The organism is Limnohabitans rimovensis (SeqCode), from assembly GCF_965234775.1.
Classification (GTDB): domain Bacteria; phylum Pseudomonadota; class Gammaproteobacteria; order Burkholderiales; family Burkholderiaceae_C; genus Limnohabitans; species Limnohabitans rimovensis.
Map to the genome: position 1 here is coordinate 379,296 of NZ_OZ248562.1, position 22,404 is coordinate 401,699.

The 22,404-nt window shown below is 58.4% G+C and carries 19 protein-coding genes; 14 read left to right on the plus strand and 5 right to left on the minus strand.

What is annotated here, in order from left to right:
* Positions 1–6: 6 nt before the first annotated feature.
* Entirely contained in the window at positions 7–1,125 is a 1,119-nt protein-coding gene (locus AC8GFZ_RS01855; RefSeq protein ID WP_506641776.1) for a 5-methyltetrahydropteroyltriglutamate--homocysteine S-methyltransferase, read from the minus strand.
* 138 nt (positions 1,126–1,263) lie between these two features.
* On the opposite strand from AC8GFZ_RS01855, the gene AC8GFZ_RS01860 reads away from it, so the two are divergent.
* Genes AC8GFZ_RS01860 through AC8GFZ_RS01870 form a run of 3 tightly spaced genes read left to right on the plus strand, consistent with a single transcriptional unit; the run spans position 1,264 to position 4,027 of the window.
* Positions 1,264–2,259, plus strand: a complete 996-nt coding sequence (locus tag AC8GFZ_RS01860) for a Bug family tripartite tricarboxylate transporter substrate binding protein (RefSeq protein WP_506641778.1) — start codon at positions 1,264–1,266, stop codon at positions 2,257–2,259.
* A 19-nt stretch (positions 2,260–2,278) separates the two neighbouring features.
* Positions 2,279–3,184 (plus strand): NAD(P)-dependent oxidoreductase, encoded by a 906-nt coding sequence (locus AC8GFZ_RS01865; RefSeq protein ID WP_506641780.1) that lies wholly within the window; start codon positions 2,279–2,281, stop codon positions 3,182–3,184.
* Positions 3,185–3,202: 18 nt separating this feature from the next.
* Complete coding sequence (locus tag AC8GFZ_RS01870; protein ID WP_506641782.1) at positions 3,203–4,027, plus strand: prepilin peptidase; 825 nt, start codon at positions 3,203–3,205, stop codon at positions 4,025–4,027.
* Between the two features lie 76 nt (positions 4,028–4,103).
* Here AC8GFZ_RS01870 and AC8GFZ_RS01875 read toward each other — a convergent pair whose 3' ends face one another.
* Together AC8GFZ_RS01875 and AC8GFZ_RS01880 are read right to left on the minus strand one after the other, a co-directional pair.
* The gene (locus AC8GFZ_RS01875) at positions 4,104–4,502 is read right to left on the minus strand and encodes a hypothetical protein (protein ID WP_506641784.1); all 399 of its coding nucleotides are present in this window, start codon (positions 4,500–4,502) and stop codon (positions 4,104–4,106) included.
* Between the two features lie 74 nt (positions 4,503–4,576).
* Positions 4,577–5,488 (minus strand): LysR substrate-binding domain-containing protein, encoded by a 912-nt coding sequence (locus AC8GFZ_RS01880; RefSeq protein WP_506641786.1) that lies wholly within the window; start codon positions 5,486–5,488, stop codon positions 4,577–4,579.
* A 103-nt stretch (positions 5,489–5,591) separates the two neighbouring features.
* On the opposite strand from AC8GFZ_RS01880, the gene AC8GFZ_RS01885 reads away from it, so the two are divergent.
* The 11 genes from AC8GFZ_RS01885 (at position 5,592) to AC8GFZ_RS01935 (ending at position 17,683) form a co-directional block, all read left to right on the plus strand.
* Complete coding sequence (locus tag AC8GFZ_RS01885; protein ID WP_506641788.1) at positions 5,592–6,308, plus strand: substrate-binding domain-containing protein; 717 nt, start codon at positions 5,592–5,594, stop codon at positions 6,306–6,308.
* A gap of 34 nt (positions 6,309–6,342) precedes the next feature.
* A complete protein-coding gene (locus AC8GFZ_RS01890) occupies positions 6,343–7,377 on the plus strand; it encodes an amidohydrolase family protein (RefSeq protein ID WP_506641790.1) in 1,035 nt (344 codons plus the stop codon).
* A gap of 1 nt (position 7,378) precedes the next feature.
* Entirely contained in the window at positions 7,379–8,062 is a 684-nt protein-coding gene (gene ligK, locus AC8GFZ_RS01895) for a 4-carboxy-4-hydroxy-2-oxoadipate aldolase/oxaloacetate decarboxylase (protein WP_506641792.1), read from the plus strand.
* Between the two features lie 42 nt (positions 8,063–8,104).
* Complete coding sequence (locus AC8GFZ_RS01900; protein WP_506641794.1) at positions 8,105–9,025, plus strand: amidohydrolase family protein; 921 nt, start codon at positions 8,105–8,107, stop codon at positions 9,023–9,025.
* Positions 9,026–9,028: 3 nt separating this feature from the next.
* A complete protein-coding gene (gene ligA, locus AC8GFZ_RS01905) occupies positions 9,029–9,472 on the plus strand; it encodes a protocatechuate 4,5-dioxygenase subunit alpha (RefSeq protein ID WP_506641797.1) in 444 nt (147 codons plus the stop codon).
* 2 nt (positions 9,473–9,474) lie between these two features.
* Positions 9,475–10,353 carry a class III extradiol dioxygenase subunit beta gene (locus AC8GFZ_RS01910; protein WP_506641798.1) on the plus strand — a complete coding sequence of 293 codons (879 nt, stop codon included), beginning with the start codon at positions 9,475–9,477 and terminating at the stop codon, positions 10,351–10,353.
* 62 nt (positions 10,354–10,415) lie between these two features.
* Positions 10,416–11,621 carry an ATP-binding protein gene (locus tag AC8GFZ_RS01915; protein ID WP_506641800.1) on the plus strand — a complete coding sequence of 402 codons (1,206 nt, stop codon included), beginning with the start codon at positions 10,416–10,418 and terminating at the stop codon, positions 11,619–11,621.
* A 46-nt stretch (positions 11,622–11,667) separates the two neighbouring features.
* Positions 11,668–12,615: a Gfo/Idh/MocA family oxidoreductase gene (locus tag AC8GFZ_RS01920; protein WP_506641802.1), complete on the plus strand. Its 948-nt coding sequence runs from the start codon at positions 11,668–11,670 to the stop codon at positions 12,613–12,615.
* The gene (locus AC8GFZ_RS01925; RefSeq protein WP_506641804.1) at positions 12,612–13,619 is read left to right on the plus strand and encodes an aldo/keto reductase; all 1,008 of its coding nucleotides are present in this window, start codon (positions 12,612–12,614) and stop codon (positions 13,617–13,619) included. The genes AC8GFZ_RS01920 and AC8GFZ_RS01925 overlap by 4 nt, the downstream gene beginning before the upstream one ends.
* 163 nt (positions 13,620–13,782) lie before the next feature.
* Positions 13,783–16,479 (plus strand): hypothetical protein, encoded by a 2,697-nt coding sequence (locus tag AC8GFZ_RS01930; protein WP_506641806.1) that lies wholly within the window; start codon positions 13,783–13,785, stop codon positions 16,477–16,479.
* A 52-nt stretch (positions 16,480–16,531) separates the two neighbouring features.
* Complete coding sequence (locus AC8GFZ_RS01935; protein ID WP_506641808.1) at positions 16,532–17,683, plus strand: hypothetical protein; 1,152 nt, start codon at positions 16,532–16,534, stop codon at positions 17,681–17,683.
* 97 nt (positions 17,684–17,780) lie between these two features.
* Here AC8GFZ_RS01935 and rpoD read toward each other — a convergent pair whose 3' ends face one another.
* Positions 17,781–20,204, minus strand: a complete 2,424-nt coding sequence (rpoD, locus tag AC8GFZ_RS01940; protein ID WP_506641810.1) for an RNA polymerase sigma factor RpoD — start codon at positions 20,202–20,204, stop codon at positions 17,781–17,783.
* Between the two features lie 197 nt (positions 20,205–20,401).
* Positions 20,402–22,315, minus strand: coding sequence for a DNA primase (dnaG, locus tag AC8GFZ_RS01945; RefSeq protein ID WP_506641812.1), 1,914 nt, complete (start codon positions 22,313–22,315; stop codon positions 20,402–20,404).
* Positions 22,316–22,404: the final 89 nt, after the last annotated feature.

The window sequence follows — 22,404 nt, forward strand, 5'->3', positions numbered from 1 at the left end:
CCAATTTCAGTGGGCGCCCCACACCTCTTGCGCGGTTTCAATCACCAAGCGCAGTTTGTTGCGCTGGTCTTCCACCGCGATGTTGTTGCCGTGCACGGTGCTGGAAAAACCGCACTGGGGTGACAGGGCGAGTTGGTCCATGGGCGCGAATTTGGCGGCCTCGTCGATGCGCCGCTTCAGGCTGTCTTTGCTCTCCATGGCGCCAAACTTGGTGGTCACCAAGCCCAGCACCACCAGCTTGCCTTTGGGCAGAAAACGCAAGGGGCGGAAGTCGCCACTGCGGTCGTCGTCGTACTCCAAGAAGTAGGCGTCAATGTCCATCTCCGACAGCAGCGCTTCGGCCACGGGCTCGTAGTTGCCCGCTGCGGCATGGGTGCTCTTGAAGTTGCCCCGGCACAGGTGCATGGCCAAGGTCATGCCAGCGGGCTTTTGCGCCACCACTTTGTTGATGAAGGCGGCGTAGCGGTGCGGCAACTCGTTGGGATCGTCACCGCGCTGGCGTGCGGCTTCGCGCATTTTGTCGTCGCACAGGTAGGCGAGGTTGGTGTCGTCCATTTGCACATAGGTGCAGCCGGCAGCGGCCAGTGAGCGCAACTCGTCGCCATAGGCTTTGGCCACGTCGTCGTAGAACACCGGGTCGAGCTCGGGGTAAGCGGTTTTGCTGATGCCACCGCGCCCGCCGCGAAAGTGCAGCATGGTGGGCGAGGGGATGGTGACCTTGGGCGTGTTGCCGGCGCTGACTTGGCTTTTCAAATACTGGTAATCGGCCAATTGGATGTCGCGCACATGGGTGACCTTGTCGATCACGCGGATGGCCGGCGGGGCCAATTCTTCGCTGCCATCGGGTTTTTTGATGGTGACAGGGATGTCGGTTTTCACGCCACCCAGTTGGTCCAAAAAGTCGATGTGAAAGTAGGTGCGGCGAAACTCGCCGTCGGTGATGGCTTTGAGGCCCACGCTCTCTTGAAAGCGCACGATTTCGGTGATGGCCTTGTCTTCGACCGCGCGCAACTGCTCGGCGTTGATTTCGCCTTTGGCCTTTTGGGCGCGGGCTTGCAACAGGTAATCAGGGCGTAAAAAGCTGCCAACGTGGTCATAACGGGCGGGCAAAAAAGGCAAAGACATGGGGCTTACTCCGTGGTTAAGTGCGAGATGTTAGACGATATGGGCTGGTCGCCTTCGCTGCAAAGTCGCTCGCGTTATAGTTCACGCCCACTGCTGGTGCGCCGGACTTTCTGGTGCGGTTGATATTTGGAGTTGCTCATGTTCACTGCTTTCCCCTTGGGTCGTCACTGGGTCAAAAACCTGTGCATTGCGATTTGTTCTGTGGCGGTGGCCGCAGGTGCTTGGGCGCAAAATTTCCCCACCAAAGCCATCAAAATTGTGGTGCCCAATGCCGCTGGCGGTGCGGCTGACATCACGGCGCGCACCGTGGGGCAAAAGCTCAGCGAAGCTTTGGGCCAATCGGTGGTGGTTGAAAACAAACCCAGCGCCGGTGGCGTGGTGGCGGGCGAGCAAGTGGCCCGCGCCGATGCCGATGGCCACACCTTGCTGCTGATCTCCAGCGGCACGGCGGTGAGTGCCTCTTTGTTCAAGGCTTTGCCGTTTGACACGGTGAAAGACTTCACCCCGGTGACCAAGCTGGCCAGTTTTGACCTGGTGTTGGCGGTGTCCGAAACGGGGCGCTTTAAAACCATTGCCGATTTGCTGGCCTATGCCCGCGCCAGCCCTGGCAAGCTGAATGTGGGCACGCCGCAAATTGGTACCACGCAGAATTTGGCCGCTGAGCTGTTCGCCAGTACGGCAGGCTTGAGCATTCAAATCGTGCCCTTCAATGGCACACCGCCGGTGATCAACGCTTTGCGCGGCGGCGAAATTGATGCCATGGTGGACATCTTGGGCCCAATCATGACCCAGGTGCAGTCCAAGGCTTTGCGCCCATTGGCTTTGATGGGTGACAAGCGCTTCCCAGGCTTGCCCGAGGTGCCGGTGTTGCGTGAAACCGGGGGCGCATTGGGCAACTTCAACGTGGCTTCTTGGAACGGCCTGGCCGTGCCGGCCAAGACCCCGCGCGAAGTGGTGCTCAAGCTGAACCGGGAGATCCAAACCATCCTCAATGCCCCCGATGTGAAAAAACGCTTGAGCGACCTGAATGTGATTGCCCAAGGCAGCACGCCCGAGGGTGCGGCTGATATTTTGAATGCCGATATCCGCCGCTGGGCCGAGGTGATTGCCCGCGCCAAAATCGAAAAACAATGACCGCCAAAAAGGGCTGACCATGGGCATCGCGCGTTGGGGGGTGGTGGGTTACGGTGAGGTGGGCAAAACCTTTGCCCTGGGCTTCAAACCCCATGTGTCGTGGACCGGCACCTGGGACCTGGGCTTTGTCGATCCCGCACGCGGCCCGCTCATGCTGGAGCATGCCCAGAAAAATGGGGTGCATCCCTGCACCTCTGCTGAGGAGCTGGCGCAGCAAGTGGACTTGGTGGTGTCGGCAGTCACCGCTTCCAATGCCTTGGCGGTGGCCCAAGCCGTGGCGCCGCACATCCGCCCCGGTGCTTTTTTTCTGGATCTGAATTCGGCCTCTCCGCAGACCAAGCAGCAGTGCAGCGATTTGATCAATGCGGCGGGTGGGCGCTATGTCGAGGCCGGTGTCATGACTTCGGTGCCACCGCACGGCATCCGCACCCCCATGTTGCTCGGGGGGCCAAATGCCCAAGACCTGTTGCCCCATTTGCTCGCCTGGGGCTGTGATGCCCAAATCGCCGCTGACACCGTGGGTGTGGCCAGTGCCATCAAGATGTGCCGCAGCATCATGATCAAGGGCTTGGAGGCGCTGGTGGTTGAGAGCTACACCACAGCGCGCCAGCATGGGGTGGAATCACAAATGCTGGCCACCATGGCCGAGACTTTTCCCACCATCGACTGGGAAAAGCAAGGCGCTTACTTTTTCAGCCGGGTGGTTCAGCATGGCAAACGCCGCGCGGAAGAAATGCGCGAGTCGGCCGTCACCGTGCAAGAAACCGGGGTGGCACCCACCATGGCGGCGGCGATTGCCACCAAACAAGATTGGGTGGCGGGTTTGGCCGCGCAAGGCGTGTTCAAAGACATGCCCGCCAAGCCGGTTTGGCAAGACTATGCGGACAGACTGATCGCCCTGCAAACCAACAAGTCGCGTTCCTGAACCGCGCTGCCTCAGCCCATGCCCATCGAGCCAGCGTTCAGCATCTTGGCAGCGGCCATGGTGGGCTTGCAATTGGGCAGTTTTCTCAATGTGTTGGTGTGGCGCTTGCCGCGCATGCTCGAGCGCGAATGGCTCAAGGCCAGCAACGCTGTGGACCCCATGGGCGAGGCGGTGTTCAACCTGTCCACACCGCGCTCGCATTGCCCGCATTGCCAAACGCCTTTGCGCTGGCGCGATTTGGTGCCGGTGTTCAGTTATCTGTGCTTGCGTGGTCGATGCGCCCACTGTGCCACCCCCATTTCTGTGCGTTACCCGCTGGTGGAGTTGGCGGTGGGATTGGTCTGGGGCCTGTGCGCTTGGCATTGGGGTGGCAGCCTCACCGCGCTGGCCTGGGCTGGCTTTTTCACCACCTTGCTGGCTTTGGCGCTGATGGATGCCGACACCATGCTGTTGCCCGACGCCTTGACCTTGCCTTTGATGTGGGCCGGCTTGATCGCCGCCAGCTTGGGCTGGATCGGTGTGTCCTTGACCGATGCGCTGTGGGGCGCGGTGGTGGGTTACCTCAGCTTGTGGGCGGTGTACCAGGTGTTTTTGCGCCTCACAGGCAAGCACGGCTTGGGCGGCGGCGACTTCAAGTTGCTCGCCGCTTTGGGCGCTTGGCTGGGTTGGCAGGTGTTGCCGTGGTTGGTGCTGGGGGCTTCTCTGCTGGGTTTGGTGTTGGCCGCGCTGTTGATGTGGCGGGGAACGTATCAAAAAGACCAGCACATCCCTTTGGGCCCTTCACTGGCCTTGGCGGGGGCTGTATTGGCGCTGTGGCAGCCTGGCGCCATGGGTCTGATGTGACCCAGGGCACGACCCTCAAATAGCCTCAATTTGTATGGGTTGTCCAGATACCGAGCGAAAAGCGGTCAATGCCTGATCAAGCGGCTTTCAGGGCTTGCTCGAACGCCCGCTCAATGGCCTTGAAGTAGGCCTGGCCATCGGCTGTCAGCAAAACATATTTCGTGCGCCGGTTGCGGTCTTTGAAAACGGCATCAACCAGCCCCAGGTTGAGCAACTGGGTGAATTTGCGGTGCAAGGTGGCGGGAGAGGCGATGTGGGCCAAGCTCATCAATTCGGTCACGGTCAGGGGCTTTTCGCGATGCTGGAACAGAGCAATCTCATCGAGCAGTTGTTTCGAGCTGGCGTCCAGGTCTGGGATGGACTCCGCGTCGGCCAAGGCGCGTACCAAATTGACGAAATTGAGGTAGTGGTTGATGTTGTTCTCCCAGGCAAGTGTGGACTTTGAATGCGTTTTATCACTTGCAAAAGCATACATCATTTTGTTGGTTTGTATCAGACAAAACTGACATTAACTTCAAAAGTAGACGTTGCCAACTTCATTTGCTGGGGTCAAAGCCGGCCCAAATGGAAGCGCACCATGTGGCTGACCAAGGCCGCTGTGTGCTGCTGGGTGGGTGTGGTGGCGCGCCGGTCGCTGCTCACCAACGAGAGGGCGATGGTGAAGGGCGGTGAACCTATGGGGCGCAATTGGTAGGCCGAGGGTTTGGTCGAGCGGGCCACCGCTTGTCGGCTGAGCAATGCGCAGCCCACGCCGTCGGCCACCAGGTCCAAAATGGCCGACACCCCATCGATCTCCAACACCACCTTGGGCTGGCAGTCATGCCGGGCCATTTCGGCTTCGAGGTGCATGCGGATGGCATTGGGTCGGCTGGGCGTGACCAGGGCCAATTTGGCCAACGCGCGCCATTCCAAGGGCGGGGGAGGCGGCTCTTCGGCCAAGCCCGGCGGGCGTGCATGCACCAACACCAACTCCTCGTCGATCAGGGCTTGGCGCTGCAAGCCCTCGGTGGCTTGGGCGTTGTAGAGCACGGCAATATCCAGCCGCCCATTGAGCAAGCTCTCGGCCAAATCGGCGGAAAGCCCTTCGCGGATGCTCAGCTGCGCTTGGGGCAATTCGGCCCTGAAAGCGCGGGTGAGCGGCACGGTGAGTACCCGGGCCACACTGGGTGGCAGCCCCAGGGCCACGCGCCCACTCATGCCGCCGCGCAGTTGATCCAGGTCCTCATGGGCGCGCGCGACCTGGTGCAAGATGCCGCGGGCGTGTTCGAGCAACAGCTTGCCGGCATCGGTGGTGACCGCCCCACGCCCGTTGCGCAGCAGCAAGGTTTGGCGCAACTCGACCTCCAAGCTGCGGATGTGGCGGCTCAAAGCGGGCTGGGCCAAGCCCAGCACCTGGGCGGCCCGGGTGAAGCTGGCTTGCTCGGCCACGGCTACAAAGGATTGCAGTTGGTAGAGGTCCATATCGTTAATTTGGATATAACCAATTATCTGATATTCAAAAAACGCATATCAGATAGTGGCCCTGTGGTGCATGGGTGCGCCCTGCAAAGCTTCACAATGGGCCATGTCTCAGCCTGTCACCCCCCAAACTCTCTGCGCCATTTCCTCCAAAGCCACCCAAGCCGTGCTGGCTGATTTGACCCAGGCCTACCAAGCACAAACCGGTGTGCTCTGGCAAGTGGAGGCCGTGGGCGGCGTGGACGCGGCACGCCGGGTTCAAGCGGGTGAGGTGTTCGATGCGGTGATCTTGGCCAACGACGCCATCGACCGTTTGATCGCCTCTGGTCAGGTGTTGGCGGGCTCGCGGGTGGACTGGGTGCGCTCGCCCGTGGCCGTGGCCGTGCCCCAAGGTGCGCCACGCCCAGATATTGGCAGCGCGGCAGCGCTCAAGGCGGCAGTGCTGGCGGCGACCAAAGTGGCTTTCTCCACTGGCCCCAGCGGTGTGTATTTGGAGAAATTGTTTGACCAATGGGGCATCACCGCGGCCATGCAAGGGCGTTTGTTGCAAGCCCCGCCCGGCGTGCCTGTGGGGGCCTTGTTGGCCCGGGGCGAGGCCAGCCTGGGCTTTCAGCAACTCAGCGAATTGATGTCGCTGCCGGGCATCACCATGCTCGGTGAGCTGTCCCCCGATGTGGCCTACATCAGCGTGTTCTCGACGGGCATGGGAACGGCCGCAGCGGCAGATGCCCAGCGCGCGCCAGCGGTGCGCGCTTGGATGGATTTTTTGGCCAGTGCCGAGGTGGAGCCGATCAAGCGCCGGCACGGCATGCACTGGCTTTGAATTTTTATTTTTTGTTTCATCACTGAGGAAAACCATGTCTCTGATCATCGACTGCCACGGCCATTACACGACCGCGCCCATAGCCCTGGACGATTGGCGCAACCAGCAAATCGCAGGCATCCAAGACCCGGCCAAGATGCCCAAAGCGTCAGATTTGAAAATCAGCGACGACGACTTGCGCCACAGCATCGAGACCAACCAACTCAAGCTGATGAAAGAGCGCGGCAGCGACATCACGCTGTTTTCGCCCCGCGCCTCCTTCATGGCCCACCACATTGGCGACTTCCAGGTGTCCAGCACCTGGGCGGCAATTTGCAACGAGCTGTGCTTTCGGGTGTCCAAAATGTTCCCCGACAACTTTGTGCCCGTGGCCATGCTGCCCCAGTCGCCGGGCGTGGACCCGGCCACCTGCATCCCCGAGTTGGAGCGCTGCGTCAAAGAATATGGCGCGGTGGGCATCAATTTGAACCCCGACCCATCGGGCGGCCACTGGACCAGCCCGCCTTTGAACGACCGCCACTGGTATCCCATTTACGAAAAAATGGTCGAGCACAACCTGCCGGCCATGATCCACGTGTCCACCAGTTGCAATGCCTGCTTTCACACCACTGGCGCCCATTATTTGAACGCCGACACCACGGCTTTCATGCAGTGCCTCAACAGCGATTTGTTCAAAGACTTTCCGACGCTGAAGTTTTTGATCCCGCATGGCGGCGGCGCGGTGCCCTACCACTGGGGCCGTTTTCGCGGTTTGGCGCAAGAGCTGAAAAAGCCTTTGCTCGAAGAGCATTTGCTCAACAACATTTTCTTTGACACCTGCGTCTACCACCAGCCCGGCATCGATTTGCTCAACACCGTGATCCCCGTGAAAAACGTGTTGTTCGCCTCCGAGATGATCGGCGCGGTGCGTGGCATCGACCCGCAAACCGGCCACTATTTTGATGACACCAAGCGCTACATCCAGGCCAGCAAAATTTTGAGCGATGCCGATCGGCACGCCATTTACGAGGGCAATGTGCGCCGCGTGTTCCCCCGCTTGGACAGTTTGTTAAAACAGAAAGGTCACTGACATGAACAACATGGGCAAAGTCAAACGCAACATTCAGCGTGCCGACAAATCGGCGGTGGAACGCCTGGCCAAATATGGTGTGGCCACCGTGCACGAGGCCATGGGTCGGGTGGGCATGATGCACACCTATATGCGCCCGGTGTACCCCGGTGCCCGGGTTGCCGGTACCGCGATCACCGTGTTGCTGCACCCGGGGGACAACTGGATGCTGCACGTGGCCTGTGAGCAGGTGCAACCCGGTGACATCGTGGTCGCGGCCATCAGCGCGCCGTGTACCGATGGCTACTTTGGCGACCTGATTGCCACCTCCTTCAAAGCGCGTGGGGCGCATGGGTTTGTCATCGACGCCGGTGTGCGCGATGTGTCCGAGCTGACCGCCATGGGTTTTCCGGTGTGGAGCAAATGCATCAGCGCCAAGGGCACGGTCAAGTCCACCTTGGGCCATGTCAATTTCCCCGTGGTCTGTGCGGGTGCCCTGGTCAACCCCGGTGACGCCATCGTCGCCGACGATGACGGCGTGGTGGTGGTGCCGGCCGAGTTTGCGGCGCAAGCAGCCGACGCCGCTGCAGCCCGCGAGGCCAATGAAGGCGATAAGCGCACCAAACTGGCGGCCGGTGAGTTGGGCTTGGACATGTACAACATGCGTGCGCCACTGGAGAAGGCCGGTTTGGTCTACGTTGACTGACGCGCACTGAGGCAGACCTGCCCGAACCCAAGGACATGAACCATGCAATTTGAAAAAACACCCGGTTGGCTCGATTGGTATGCCGGCCCCAGCCAACCCCAGTTTGTATTGCCCGCTGGTGCGGTCGATGCCCACTGCCACGTGTTTGGTCCGGGCGCTGAGTTTCCCTATGCGCCTGAGCGCAAGTACACGCCCTGCGACGCGTCTAAGCACCAGTTGTATGCGCTGCGCGACCACTTGGGCTTTGCCAAAAACGTGGTGGTGCAAGCCACCTGCCACGGCGCCGACAACCGCGCCATGGTCGACGCCTTGCTGCATTCGGGTGGCAAGGCACGTGGCGTGGCAACGGTCAAACGCAGCGTCACCGATGCCGAGTTACAGGCCATGCACGACGCCGGTGTGCGCGGTGTGCGCTTTAACTTTGTCAAACGTTTGGTGGACTTCACGCCCAAAGACGAGCTGTTGGAAATTGCCACCCGCATCAAAGCCTGGGGCTGGCAAGTGGTGATTTATTTTGAGGCCGTGGACTTGCCTGAACTGTGGGACTTTTTCACCGCGCTGCCCACCACCGTGGTGGTCGACCACATGGGCCGCCCCAATACGAACCAGCCCGTCGATGGCCCCGAGTTTGCGTTGTTCATGAAGTTCATGCAGCAGCACGAAAACGTGTGGAGCAAGGTCACTTGCCCCGAGCGCTTGTCCCTGGCGGGGCCTGCGGCGCTGCAAGGTGAGCGCAACGCCTACCGCGATGTCGTGCCCTTTGCCCGCCACGTGGTCGAGACATTTCCCGATCGCGTGCTCTGGGGCACGGATTGGCCGCACCCCAACTTGAAAGACCACATGCCCGATGACGGTTTGTTGGTCGACTTCATCCCCCACATTGCGACCACCGCTGATTTGCAGCGCCGCTTGTTGGTCGATAACCCCACCCGGCTTTATTGGCCCGAACTTTGGAAAGGCTGAACCATGGCATTGGACAAACCCTACCTGGACGTCCCAGGCACCACCATTTTTGACGCGGAGCAATCGCGCCGTGGCTACTGGTTGAACCAGTTTTGCATGTCCTTGATGAAGGCCGACAACCGCGAGCGCTTCAAGGCCAATGAGCGTGCTTATCTGGATGAGTGGGACATGACCGATGAGCAAAAAGATGCGGTGATGGCACGTGACCTCAACTGGTGCATCCGCACCGGCGGCAATATTTATTTCCTCGCCAAAATTGGGGCCACCGATGGCAAAAGCTTTCAGCAAATGGCGGGCAGCATGACGGGCATGACCGAAGAGGAATACCGCAACATGATGGTCGCCGGTGGACGCTCCGCCAACGGCAACCGCGTGGTCGGCGAAGACGGCGACGCCCAAGCCCACCGACAACCCCAAGGCCGCGCTGGCCAAAACGCAAAGGCTTGACCATGGCACACATCTCCGCTTCCGTTTACACCTCGCATGTGCCGGCCATTGGCGCCGCGCTGGACCTGGGCAAAACCGCCGAGCCGTATTGGCAGCCGGTGTTCAAGGGCTACGAGTATTCCAAGCAATGGCTCCAAGACAACCCGCCCGACGTGGTGTTCTTGGTTTACAACGACCATGCCACCGCCTTCAGCCTGGACATCATCCCCACCTTTGCCATTGGTACCGCAGCGCAGTTTCAACCCGCCGACGAAGGCTGGGGCCCACGGCCCGTGCCCCTTGTGCATGGGCACCCTGAACTGGCCTCGCACATTGCCCATTCGGTCATCCAACAAGACTTTGACCTCACCATCGTCAACAAAATGGACGTGGACCACGGCCTGACCGTGCCCTTGTCGCTCATGTGCGGCCAACCCCAGGCATGGCCGTGTCCGGTGATCCCGTTTGCGGTGAATGTGGTGCAGTACCCGGTGCCCAGTGGTCGGCGCTGCTTTGAGTTGGGTCGGGCCATCCGCAACGCGATCCAAACCTTTGACCAAGATTTGAACGTGCAAATCTGGGGCACGGGTGGCATGAGCCACCAGTTGCAAGGCCCCCGTGCGGGCCTGATCAACAAAGACTTTGACAATGCATTTTTGGACCATTTGGTCAGCGATCCCGAAGCCGCTGTCAACATCCCGCACATCGATTACGTGCGCGAGGCTGGCAGCGAAGGCATTGAGTTGGTCATGTGGTTGATCGCGCGCGGGGCCATGGAAGATGTGGTCAAGCGTGCCCCCGGCATGGCACAGCCCAAGCTCAACATGCGTCACCGCTTCTACCATGTGCCCGCCAGCAACACGGCCGTGGGCCACATGATTTTGGAAAACCCAGCCCGCTGATTGTGCCGTCAGGGGGTCATTTCATCCTTGCATATTGATACCTTCGGTAATAAAATGCAAGGATGATTGAGCGCCAATTTGTCTCTGAACTGCAAGACCGCCTGGGCTTTTACCCCGGGGTTGTGTTGCTGGGTGCCCGTCAGGTGGGCAAATCCACGTTGGCCCGGCACATTGCCAAGCAAACCCCGGGTGCCGTGTTCTTGGACTTGGAGTTGCCCGCCGATCGGGCGCGGCTGGACAACCCCGCTGCGTTTTTTTCCGCACATCGAAACCACTTGGTGGTGATCGACGAAGTGCAAACTTTCCCTGAATTATTTGCGCAGTTGCGCCCAGAAATAGACGCGGCCAGGCATGCGGGCCGCTTTTTGTTGCTCGGTTCGGCCAGTGGTGTGTTGCTGCGCCAATCGGCCGAGTCTTTGGCTGGGCGCGTCAGCTACCTGGAGCTGTCGCCCTTGCTGTGGGATGAGGTGCAATCCACTTTGCTGTCGCCCGCACCGACCCACCAGGCGCAATTGCTCGCTGTCCAGCAGTATTGGTTGCGTGGTGGCATGCCTTTGAGCTTGTTGGCACCCACAGATGCCAAATCATTGCGCTGGCGCAATGACTACCTGCAGTCCTTGGTCCGGCGTGACCTGTTGGCCTTGGGCATCACCATTCCCAGTGAAACCCTGTGGCGGTTTTTGCGAATGTTGGCGCATCAGCATGGGCAACTGTTCAATGCCTCTGCGCTGGCTGTGGCCATGGGGGGGATTTCGCCCATCACTGTCAGTCGCTACTTGGATATTTTTTGCGATGCGCTGATTGTTCGAAAACTGGAGCCTTATTTCGTGAACCTGGGCAAACGCTTGGTCAAGTCGCCCAAGGTTTATTTCAGAGACCTGGGTCTGCTCCATGCCTTGCTCAACATCGGGCAAGCCCATGACCTGCAAGGTCACCCCATGGCGGGCTATTCATGGGAAGGCTTGGTCATCAACCATTTGGCCGCGCAAATGTCGCAAGGGTTTGGAGGCAATGCCTCGCTGTATTTCTACCGAACCAGCGCAGGTGCCGAAATGGACGCCGTGATCGATACGGGCAGTGAGCGCATCGGCTTTGAGATCAAGCTATCTGACGCGCCGCGCGTCACCAAAGGCTTTTGGAACGCCTGTGCCGACCTGCAACTCAGCCGCGCCTATGTGGTGGCTCCGGTCGAGCATGCATGGCCTTTGTCAGACATCGCCAAGGTGGTGCCGTTTGCGACGCTGTCTCAGACTTTGTCATCGCACTGAATTAAACTCAACTCAGTTTCATTATTCAACTTCATTTGGAATCAATATGACCATCAAAGTAGCCTTGGCCGGCGCTGGCGCATTCGGCACCAAGCATTTGGACGGCATCAAAAACATCGCTGGCGTTGAAGTCATTTCTTTGGTGGGGCGAGAGCTTGCCAAAACCCAAGAAGTGGCCCAAAAGTACGGCATTGCCCATGTCAGCACCGACTTGAACGACAGCTTGAAGATCAAAGAGGTCGATGCGGTGATTTTGTGCACCCCCACCCAAATGCACGCCTCACAGTCGCTGGCTTGTTTGCAGGCGGGCAAGCATGTGCAAGTGGAAATCCCCCTGGCCGACAGCTGGAAAGACGCCAAGGCCGTGGTCGATCTGGCCAAGTCCAGCGGCAAAGTGGCGATGTGCGGCCACACCCGGCGCTTCAACCCCAGCCACCAGTATGTGAACCAAAAAATCAAGTCTGGTGCATTCAACATCCAGCAGCTAGACGTTCAAACTTATTTCTTTCGGCGCAGCAACATGAATGCCTTGGGCCAGCCGCGCAGCTGGACCGATCACTTGTTGTGGCACCACGCGGCGCACACGGTGGATTTGTTTGCCTACCAGGCGGGCAGCCCCATCGTCAAAGCGAATGCGGTGCAAGGACCGATTCACCCTGCGCTGGGCATTGCCATGGACATGAGCATTCAACTCCAAGCCGCCAATGGCGCCATTTGCACCTTGAGCCTGAGCTTCAACAACGACGGCCCCTTGGGCACCTACTTCCGCTACATCGGGGACACCGCCACTTACTTGGCCCGGTATGACGACTTGTTCACCGGCAAAGAGGAACAAATTGACGTGTCCAAAGTGGCGGTGTCGATGAACGGCATTGAGCTGCAAGACCGCGAGTTTTTTGCCGCCATTCAAGAAGGCCGCGAGCCCAATGCCAGCGTGGCCCAAGTGCTGCCTTGCTACCAGGTGCTGCACGACTTGGAGCAACAATTCTCATGAGTACCCGCGCCCTCGGCCCGTTTCAAGTCTCGCCCATTGGCCTGGGCTGCATGAACATTTGTCATGCCTACGGCAACCCAACACCGCCCGAGCAGGCCGAGCGCTTGTTGCTCACCGCTTTGGATGCCGGTGTCACCCACTTTGATACCGCTGCCTTGTACGGCTTTGGCGTGAGCGAACAATTGGTGGGCAAGGCCCTGTCGCCCCATCGCCAACGCTTTACCCTGGCCAGCAAATGCGGCATGCAAGGCGTGGACGTGCAAGGCGACGGCAAATTGGTGCGCGTCATCGATGGCCGACCGGCCACCCTGCGCCAAACCTGCGAAGACGCCCTGCGGCGTTTGAAAACCGATGTGATTGACCTGTACTACCTGCACCGCTGGGACAAAAAAGTGCCCATCGAAGACAGCGTGGGCGGCTTGAGCGACTTGGTGCGCGCCGGCAAGATTCGCAGCATTGGTTTGTCCGAGGTCTCGGCCAAGACCTTGCGCAAAGCCCATGCGGTGCACCCCATCGCGGCGGTGCAAACCGAATATTCGCTGTGGACGCGCAACCCCGAAATCGCGGTGCTCGACGCTTGCCGTGAGTTGGGCACCACCTTTGTGGCCTTCAGCCCCGTGGCGCGTGGGTTTTTGTGCGGCAAGCCGATTGACATCGACCAACTCGACGCCAAAGACATCCGCCGCGGCATGCCGCGCTTCAACGCCGAGAACTTCCCGCGCAATTTGCAATTGCTGCCGCCTTACTTGGCCATGGCACAAGAACTCGGTTGCAGCCCTTCGCAATTGGCCATCGCTTGGTTGCTGCACAAAGCCCCGCACATCGTTGCCATCCCTGGCACCACATCGATTGCGCATTTGCATGACGACTTGGGTGCCATGGATGTGAAGCTCAATGCGGAACACATGCAGCGCCTAGAGGCCATGATCGGTCAGCACAACGTGGTGGGCAACCGCTACAACGACCAGGCCAACTCAGAGGTGGACACCGAGGTGTTTGCTTGATGGCCTGGTAAAGGTGAGGCCACATGATTGCTCTTTTGAACTATTTGTTTAGAAATTGACATATAAGGCAAAAAGACATATGTGATTATTTGTGTTTTGTTGATTAATTTTTGATAAATGGTTTACTATCTCAAAAATCAGCAAAACTGGGAAATATCATCACATGTTCACTCGATTCACTTCTTCTATTTTTGTCTTGTCTGCCGCAGCCCTTCTGAGCGCCTGTGGCGGCGGGGGCGGCTCCAGCAGCACATCAACCACGGCCACAACCACTTCAGGTTACGCAGCCAAAGGCATCATCAAGGGCGCCAAGGTGCTTGTTTGTCGCATCACTGGCGGCGCTGTGCAAGCCGATGCCAGTTGTGCCACAGGAACAACTGGGGTAGACGGTAGTTACAGCGTTTCTCTCGCCGATGGATGGACTGGCCCGGTGCTGGTCAAGGTGATGCCAGCCACAGGTGCCACCATGATGAACGAACTTACTGGATTGGATGAGACCTTTGATGTGGAAGATGGTCTTCGAGCCGTAGTAGCCTCTGCAGGTACTGCCGCCCAAGTCACCCCGTTTAGTGAGATTGCAGCCGCCGCAGCTGTTGCCTCCGGCACGGTCGACACCGCGGCGGTCAATCAAGCCAATGCCATGGTTCAAAGCAATTTCGGCATTGATCTCTCGACCAAGCCGGTGGTGGATTTGAAAGAGTCCTCTGGCGACTCTGCCGCCATGGGCCAGCAAATAGCCATGGTTCAAAAACTGGCCCAGGTGGTCAATGCCGGTAAAAACGGTCAGTTTAAAAACCCAACGACTGGGGCCGCTTGCACTACTGTTGCGTGCGGGATCAGTGCCATGAAAGCCATTGCGCCTTCAACCACATCTATTGTGGCAACAAGCGGCACTGGCAATAGCATGAGCACCATGAACACGGTGTTCAACACGACGGTTGCTGTCAATGTGCCCATCCGAAAGTCCGATGGGACCATTTCGGTTCAAACCATAGACCCTAGCAGCAGCAGTTCGATTCAAACCAAGCTCGCGGCTGCTGGGTTGACTGATTCCGCTAGTTTGGTTGCCACCATTAAATCCAACCTTGACCAAGTTGTGACCAACGCCAAAAGCAGCAGAGACGTGGTTGTCGCTGCAGCAGGGTCCGACGGAAAAATGGCCTACACCCCACCAAGTACAACTTCCATGGCCGCAGTGGAGCAGGCAAAAACCATGGCCAAGTTCATGCGTGAAGCATTTAACCGTTTTTCCAATTCCTCTAAAACGGGCTACTTGGACAAACAACAAACCCGCATAGAAGCAGAAGTGGCGACCTATGTGCGGCCTGATGTTGAAAAAGTAATTGCACGCGTATCGGCAATTACGTTGGCGACTGAGCTTTATGACAAAGCAAATGGTTCAGATGCTGCCAATGCCAGTACCTTCACTGATGGAGGCAAGACTTACTTCTACAAAAGCGATGGAACAGTGGGTGACATGCTCAATGGCAAGGGTGATTACACGGCATGTAAAACTGAAAAGGTCAGCACTGGACAGGCCAGTACCGATGTTTTTTGTTATTTTGCTAAATCAGGTAGTGGTTGGACTCCGAGGTCTACGGTGTATACCGGGATGAGTGCTGATTTAACAAACGTGGTTGGCGCCACAAATGTTTTGTCCATCAGCCTAAAGCCCTTGGGTGGAAACTCTTTTCAGGCTTTGACTGTTCGTCAAGTTGTTGCGATGAATGTCAACAACGCCAGTGATAAGAGCGATATTTCAAAATATCAAATCCCTGCACAGAGTCCTTACTCTCGTGCGGGTCCTTACGATTTTGATTTGACAACAAAAACCAACACATATAACGCTGGATGTTTGAACTCGGCTGGTACTGCCTATGACTACGCGAAAAGAACTGCCACATCAACCAAGTACACCTGCTTCAATTATGTAGGGGTTGCAACCGTCGAGCGTGTGCGAACCGATGGAAACTTGACCAGTGTTAAATTCACCGGAACGCTGCCCCCAAGCAGCTCATCCAACACCATGGATGTTGGGTATGTCGAAGCCAGCCTATCTTCTAGTACCTCAGACATGGGCGGTAATATTTTTCGCAACACGATCAATGGTTCAGCTACCGCTTATGAAACTGCTAAAACAGGTTCGGTTGAAGTTGATACAAGCAAGATGGTTAAATATGAACTTGCAGAGGGGTCTTATGCGGAGGTGAAGAGAAGCACAAGTGCATCGGGTGTGGTTTCTGATCGTGCCAATTCCATGTATCTGAAGTTGACTTACACGGGTTATCAAACCAAAGGGACTGGAATCATCACTGCCTCTGGGTGGACATTGGATAAAAAAGGTATAAATGATGCACCAACCTCTGTTGTTTTCGACGGCACAATCAGCGACCTAAGCTCTGGCGGAGACGGTGATGTTCTGAAAGGCGTGATCACCATCAAAAAACCAAAGTATGCTGAATTCGACAGTACCAAAGCCATTGCATCTGATAACGATGACGGCAATACCCTCAATTTTGTGGGCAGTGTGAATGCAAAAAATTCGACGGATTACATCAAGACCAGTCTTGGCATATCGCACACATTCAACTCTGATAAAGTGCAGATTGACTCTGCCACCATTCGATTTGAAATTGCTGGTGGATTTGTCTTAGAGGGAACGGGTGTGAGCAATGCGGTTAAGGACAAAGACGGCACCATTAAGTTAAAGAACCAAGATGGCATTCGTTTTTGGAGTTCGCCCAATGCTGTACCCACGGTTTACGCCAGTGACGAAACCACTGTATTGGGCAAATACAAAGACGGCAATGGCGGCAAAGCTTTTTACTTTGTAGATGGCTCAATCATTGGCTTGAACTAGAACTTTTCCTGATATGTATTTCAAATTGCCCACCTCGCGTGGGCAATTTTTCATGAGTGCACGACGCAGTGCGGTGGTCGCCCTGTGGGCCCTGGGCCTGCCCGCATGGTCTGGCGTGCTCCACCTGGGCAACCCCGCAGAGTTGGCCGAGGTGACAAGCTCACAAGGCTTTGCCTCGGCGTACGCATTAGAGGCCAACACCTTCATGGCCAACAGTGGCATGGGGCCTATGTTTGCGGGTGAGGTGTACAAAGGCGATGTGAAATACGCCCCCCGTTCTGGCAAAAACTTGGCCATCTTCCAATCCATGCTGGCCCTGGGGTATGAGCGGCCAGGCTGGCGTTTCTCGGTGTTTAAAAAACAAGATGCCTGGTTGGAGATTGAAGAAAAAACCTTGGATGTGCTCAACGCCAACATGGCGGGGCGCTCACTGCCCAGTTCACAGGCCATGCCCGTGGGTGTGCAGTTTGCAGGCTACGAGGCCACGGGCCTGAAGGTGGAAAAGGCCTTTGGCTTTCAAGGCTTGGGACAGCAGACCTGGGCCCTGGGACTGGGGGTCAGTGCCTTGATGGGCAACAGTTTGCGCTTGACCGAGGCCAATGGCACGGTGCAACAAACAAACGCCGCCTATCTCTTCAATGTCAACACCAACGACAGTGCCTCCAGCGCGACCTATCCCTACATCCGAGATGCCAAAGTCAGCGCCGAAGGTTATGCGCTGGATCTCGGGGCCACCTACCGCCTCAATGCGCAGCAAAGGCTGGGTTTTGCTGTGAATGACGCTATGTCAGCGGTGGTTTGGAAGAACATGCCCAACACCCAGTTGACCATCAACAACCAGCAGGTGGGCAAAGATGAGAACGGCTTTGCCAAGCCCTCGCTGACCGGCATGAACGATGTGAACCGAAGGGTGATCACGCAAACTCTGGAGCCCAAATACCAAGTGGATTGGGTCCATGCCGATACCGACAGGCGTTGGCGTGTGGTGGGCCAATCCATCCGCAGCCATGCCATGGCGGGGCTTAGCCATGGGTTGCGCTTATCTGGCGAGCATTGGCTAGAGCTGGGCTGGGAGAGCTATTTCAACGCCTTGTCTTTCGGCTATCAAGGCAAGTATGCCAAGGTGGTTTACCGCACGCGCCAACCGCTGAGCGACCAAGGCAATGTCAGCGAACTGGGGATCACCGGATTTGTGCGGTTTTAATTTTTAGCGGCACGGGGGCCTGACTGAGGGACGAATCGGCCGCAAGACAAACAAAAAAGGACGCCCGGGGGCGTCCTTTTTCATGGCCGTGCGTGGCTTAAATGGTGTCGATGAAGCTGCGCAGTTTGTCGCTGCGGCTGGGGTGCTTCAACTTGCGCAAGGCCTTGGCTTCGATTTGGCGGATGCGCTCGCGCGTCACGTCAAACTGTTTGCCCACTTCTTCCAGGGTGTGGTCGGTGGACATTTCAATGCCAAAGCGCATGCGCAGCACCTTGGCTTCGCGCGGGGTGAGGCCGTCGAGGATGTCTTTGACCACATCGCGCAAGCCCGCTTGCATCGCCGCTTCAATGGGGGCGGTGTTGGCGCTGTCTTCGATGAAGTCGCCCAGGTGCGAGTCGTCGTCGTCACCGATGGGCGTTTCCATGGAGATGGGCTCCTTGGCGATCTTCATGATCTTGCGGATCTTGTCTTCGGGGATTTCCATCTTCTCGGCCAGGATGGAGGCATCGGGCTCAAAACCAAACTCTTGCAAGTGTTGGCGGCTGATGCGGTTCATCTTGTTGATGGTCTCGATCATGTGCACCGGGATGCGGATCGTGCGGGCCTGATCGGCGATCGAGCGGGTGATGGCCTGGCGAATCCACCAAGTGGCGTAGGTGGAGAACTTGTAGCCCCGGCGGTATTCGAACTTGTCCACGGCCTTCATCAAACCGATGTTGCCCTCTTGGATCAAATCCAAGAACTGCAAGCCACGGTTGGTGTATTTTTTGGCAATCGAGATGACCAAGCGCAGGTTGGCCTCGATCATCTCTTTCTTGGCGTGGCGTGAATTGGCCTCGCCTTGGTTCATGCGCTTGTTGATGTCTTTGAGCTCGGCCAAGGGCACGACCACGCGGGTTTGCAGCTCGATCAGGCGCTGTTGCAGCTCTTGCACCGGCGGGATGTTGCGTGCCATGGTGGCCGACCAGGGCTTGCCCGCAGCGGCTTGCTTTTCCACCCACTTGAGGTTGAGCAGGTTGGCCGGAAAGTCTTTGACGAACACGTCTTGCGGCATGCCGCATTTGTCGACAATGATGCGGCGCAGTTGGCGCTCTTTTTTGCGCACGTCTTCCACCTGGGCGCGCACCATTTCACACAGGCGCTCGATGGTGCGGGCGGTGAAGCGAATGGTCATGAGCTCTTCGCTCAAGGCCTTTTGCGCCTTCATGTAATTGGGCGTGCCGTAGCCTTCTTTGTCGTAGGCCTTGTGGACCTTTTCAAACAAGCTGGCAATGCGGTCAAAGCGCTCCAAGGCTTCGCGCTTGAGTTCTTCGAGTTTTTTGGTCAGCGCCTTGGAGCCGCCCTTGCCGTCGTCGTCGTCGGCTTCGTCGAACTCGTCGAAGTCTTCTTCGGCCACGTAGTCGTCGGCCTCGTTGGCGTTGCTGAAACCGTCAACGATGGTGGAGATGACCACCTTGTCTTCGCGGATGTCCGTGGCCAGGCGGAGGATTTCGGCAATGGTGGCCGGCGATGCGCTGATGGCGGCCATCATGTCCATCAAGCCGCCTTCGATGCGCTTGGCGATTTCAATTTCGCCTTCGCGGGTCAGCAGCTCCACCGTGCCCATTTCGCGCATGTACATGCGCACCGGGTCAGTGGTGCGGCCAAACTCGCTGTCCACGGTGGACAAAGCGGCTTCGGCTTCTTCTTCGGCTTCTTCTTCACTGGCCACGGTGGGGCCGGTGTTGGTGATCAGCAGGGTTTCTGCGTCAGGCGTTTGTTCGTAAACCGCCACACCCATGTCGTTCAGCATGGTGATGACCACTTCCATGGTCTCGGCGTCGACCAATTTGTCGGGCAGGTGGTCAGAAATCTCGCCGTGGGTCAGGTAACCCCGGGTTTTGCCCATCTTGATCAGGGTCTTCAAGCGCAGGCGGCGCTTGGCCAGGTCTTCTTCTGACAGGACGGTTTCGTCCAGGCCAAACTCTTTCATCAAGGCGCGTTCTTTGGCCTTGCTGATCTTCATGCGCAGGGGCTTGACCTTTTCACCAGCGGCGGCGGGTGCTTCCTCGGCAAATTCGGCTTCCAAATCGGGCAAGTCTTCTTCCAACCCCGGGCCTTTGCCCTTGGCTTTGGCCGCAGCCTTGCCTTTGGCGGCGGGCGTCGCTGCTTTGGCCGCAGGCTTGGCCGGCGGCTTAGCGGAGGCTGCTTTCATGGGCGCTTTGACGGGTGCTTTGACCGGTGTTTTGGCGGCTACTACGGGCTTGGCCGCGACTTTGGCGGCTGGCTTCGCAGCTGGCTTGGCCGTGGGTTTGGCAATGGGTTTGGCCGTCGCTTTGGTGGCGGGCTTGGCGGCAGGTTTTGCGGGCGCTGCTTTGGTGGCGACTTTGGGGGCGGGCTTGGCTTTGGCGGAGGTCACTGGCATGGCTTTCTTGGCGGTCTTGGCGCTCAACGGTTTTGGGGCAGTTTTCTTGAGCGGCGCAGCGGCTTTGACGCCTTTAGGGGCGGGCTGAGCGTTCTTTTTGGGTTTTTGAGCAGGCATGGAACTCATCCTCCATTGAGAGACAAAAAAACACCCTGCACCCGAAGGGCGCGTGGGCTGGGCTGGGGGTCCTGTGCAAGGGGGTGGGCGAACATTTGGGGTGCAGTCCTTGCGGGTGGCTGGCCGGTGGGGGCGCTTGCCCTGGGTTGGCCAAATTCGGAGGTGCTGCTGTCGCGCTTGCGGGTAGGAGGAGTGGATTATACCTCTGGCGGGGTTTCCAACGAGCGGCGGCGTGCTTGCAAGGTGCGGTAGCGCTCGAGCGCGCCGGGGTCGATTTGGGCGCTGGCAATCGCCTGTGTCTCTTGGGCTTTGAGCCGTTCGATGAGCAAACGGGTGAGCAAGGCCTTGAGCTCGGCCGCGCTTTCCAAGGCCAAGGCGTGTTCGGTCATGGCTTGGGGGCTGGGCTCGTCGGTGTGGGTCATGGGGGTGACCTCAAAGCCGGTGTCCATGACTTTCAAGGCCAGGGCTTCGCTGGGGTGCTCGCGCAGGCCTTCGCGCAAGGCCCCCCAGGGCAAAGTGCCGTGCTCTTGGTGTTGGCTGTCAAGCCAAATGAACAAGGGGCCATGCGGCGCGGGCAATTCGCACAGCATCAGGTGTTCTTCGCTGCTCAGGTCTTGCCACTGGCGCATGTCGGCCAGCAGCAAACGCACGGCATGGTCGGCACGGCTGGCGGGCAACTGTCGGCCCATGCCGCGTGGCGGCTTGTCGGTGCTGAAACGCCGGGGGTAGGGCGCTGCGCTGGCACCGTTACCCGGTGCGGCTTCCCCTGCGGTTTGGCGCCGGGGCCATTTGGATGGGCTGGGGTTGGGCGGTTGCCACAGCGACTGCAACTCGTGCAGACCGAGTTGGATCAATTCAGCAAATTCAGCCAGAAGTTGGCGTTTGAGTGCGCCATCGGGCAGGGTGAGCCACAGGTCGCGGGCGTTGCTGGCCAGGTGGGCGCGGCCTTCGGCGCTGCTCAGGTCGCAGCCTTCGCGGGCGGCATCGATCATGAACCGGCTCAAGGGCATGGCCTCGCTCACGCAACGCGCAAAGGCCTCGGGACCAAAGGCGCGGATGTAGCTGTCGGGGTCGTGTTCGGCGGGCAAGAACAAAAACTTCACGCTGCGCACATCGGTGGCAAAGGGCAAGGCCACGTCCAAGGCCTTGCGCGCCGCACGCCGACCGGCGGCATCACCGTCAAAGCTGAACACCACGGCATCGCTGAAGCGAAACAGTTTTTGCACATGCTCCGGGGTGCAAGCGGTGCCCAGCGTGGCCACGGCCTGGGGAAAGCCCCATTGGGCCAGGGCCACCACATCCATATAGCCTTCGGTCACCAGCACATAGCCCGAATCGCGCAAGGCTTGGCGCGCTTCAAACAAACCGTAGAGTTCGCGCCCCTTGCTGAACACAGGGGTTTCTGGCGAGTTCAGGTATTTGGGCGTGCCCTCGCCGAGCACGCGTCCGCCAAAGCCGATGCACTCGCCTTTGATGTTGCGGATGGGGAACATGATGCGGTCGCGAAAGCGGTCATAGCGCTTGTCTTCGCTGCCGTCCTCGGCGTGGTGAATCACCAAACCGCTGTCGACCAACAAAGGGTCTTGGTAATTGGGGAAGACACTGGCTAGGCTGCGCCAGCCTTCAGGGGCATAGCCCAGGCCATAGGCTTTGGCGATTTCACCCGACAGACCGCGGCCTTTGAGGTATTCCACCGCTGGGGGGGTGTTTTTCAGGTGCTTGCGGTAGGCTTCTGCGGCTTTTTCCAGCACATCGCTCAAGGTGGCTTGGCGCTCGCGAGCCCGCGCGGCGCGTTCACGATCTTGGGGCGAGGCATCGTCTTCGGGCACGGGCATGCCATAGGTTTGGGCCAGGTCTTTGACGGCCTCAACAAAGTTCATGCCGGCGTGTTCCATCAAAAAACCAATGGCGTTACCGTTTTTGCCACAACCAAAACAATGGAAAAACTGCTTGGTCGGGCTGACCGAAAAGGAGGGGGACTTTTCGCCGTGGAAAGGGCACAGGCCCATGTAATTTGCGCCACCTTTTTTCAGCTGCACATAGCGGCCCACGATGTCCACCACATCGGCGCGCGCCAACAGCTCTTGGATAAAGGATTGGGGAATGGCCATGGGTGCGTCGGGTGGAGCGGGCATTGTAGGCAGCGACATCCTGGGGGCAGCACCTGGGTTTGGTGCCAAACGCTGGGGTACCTTCAGGC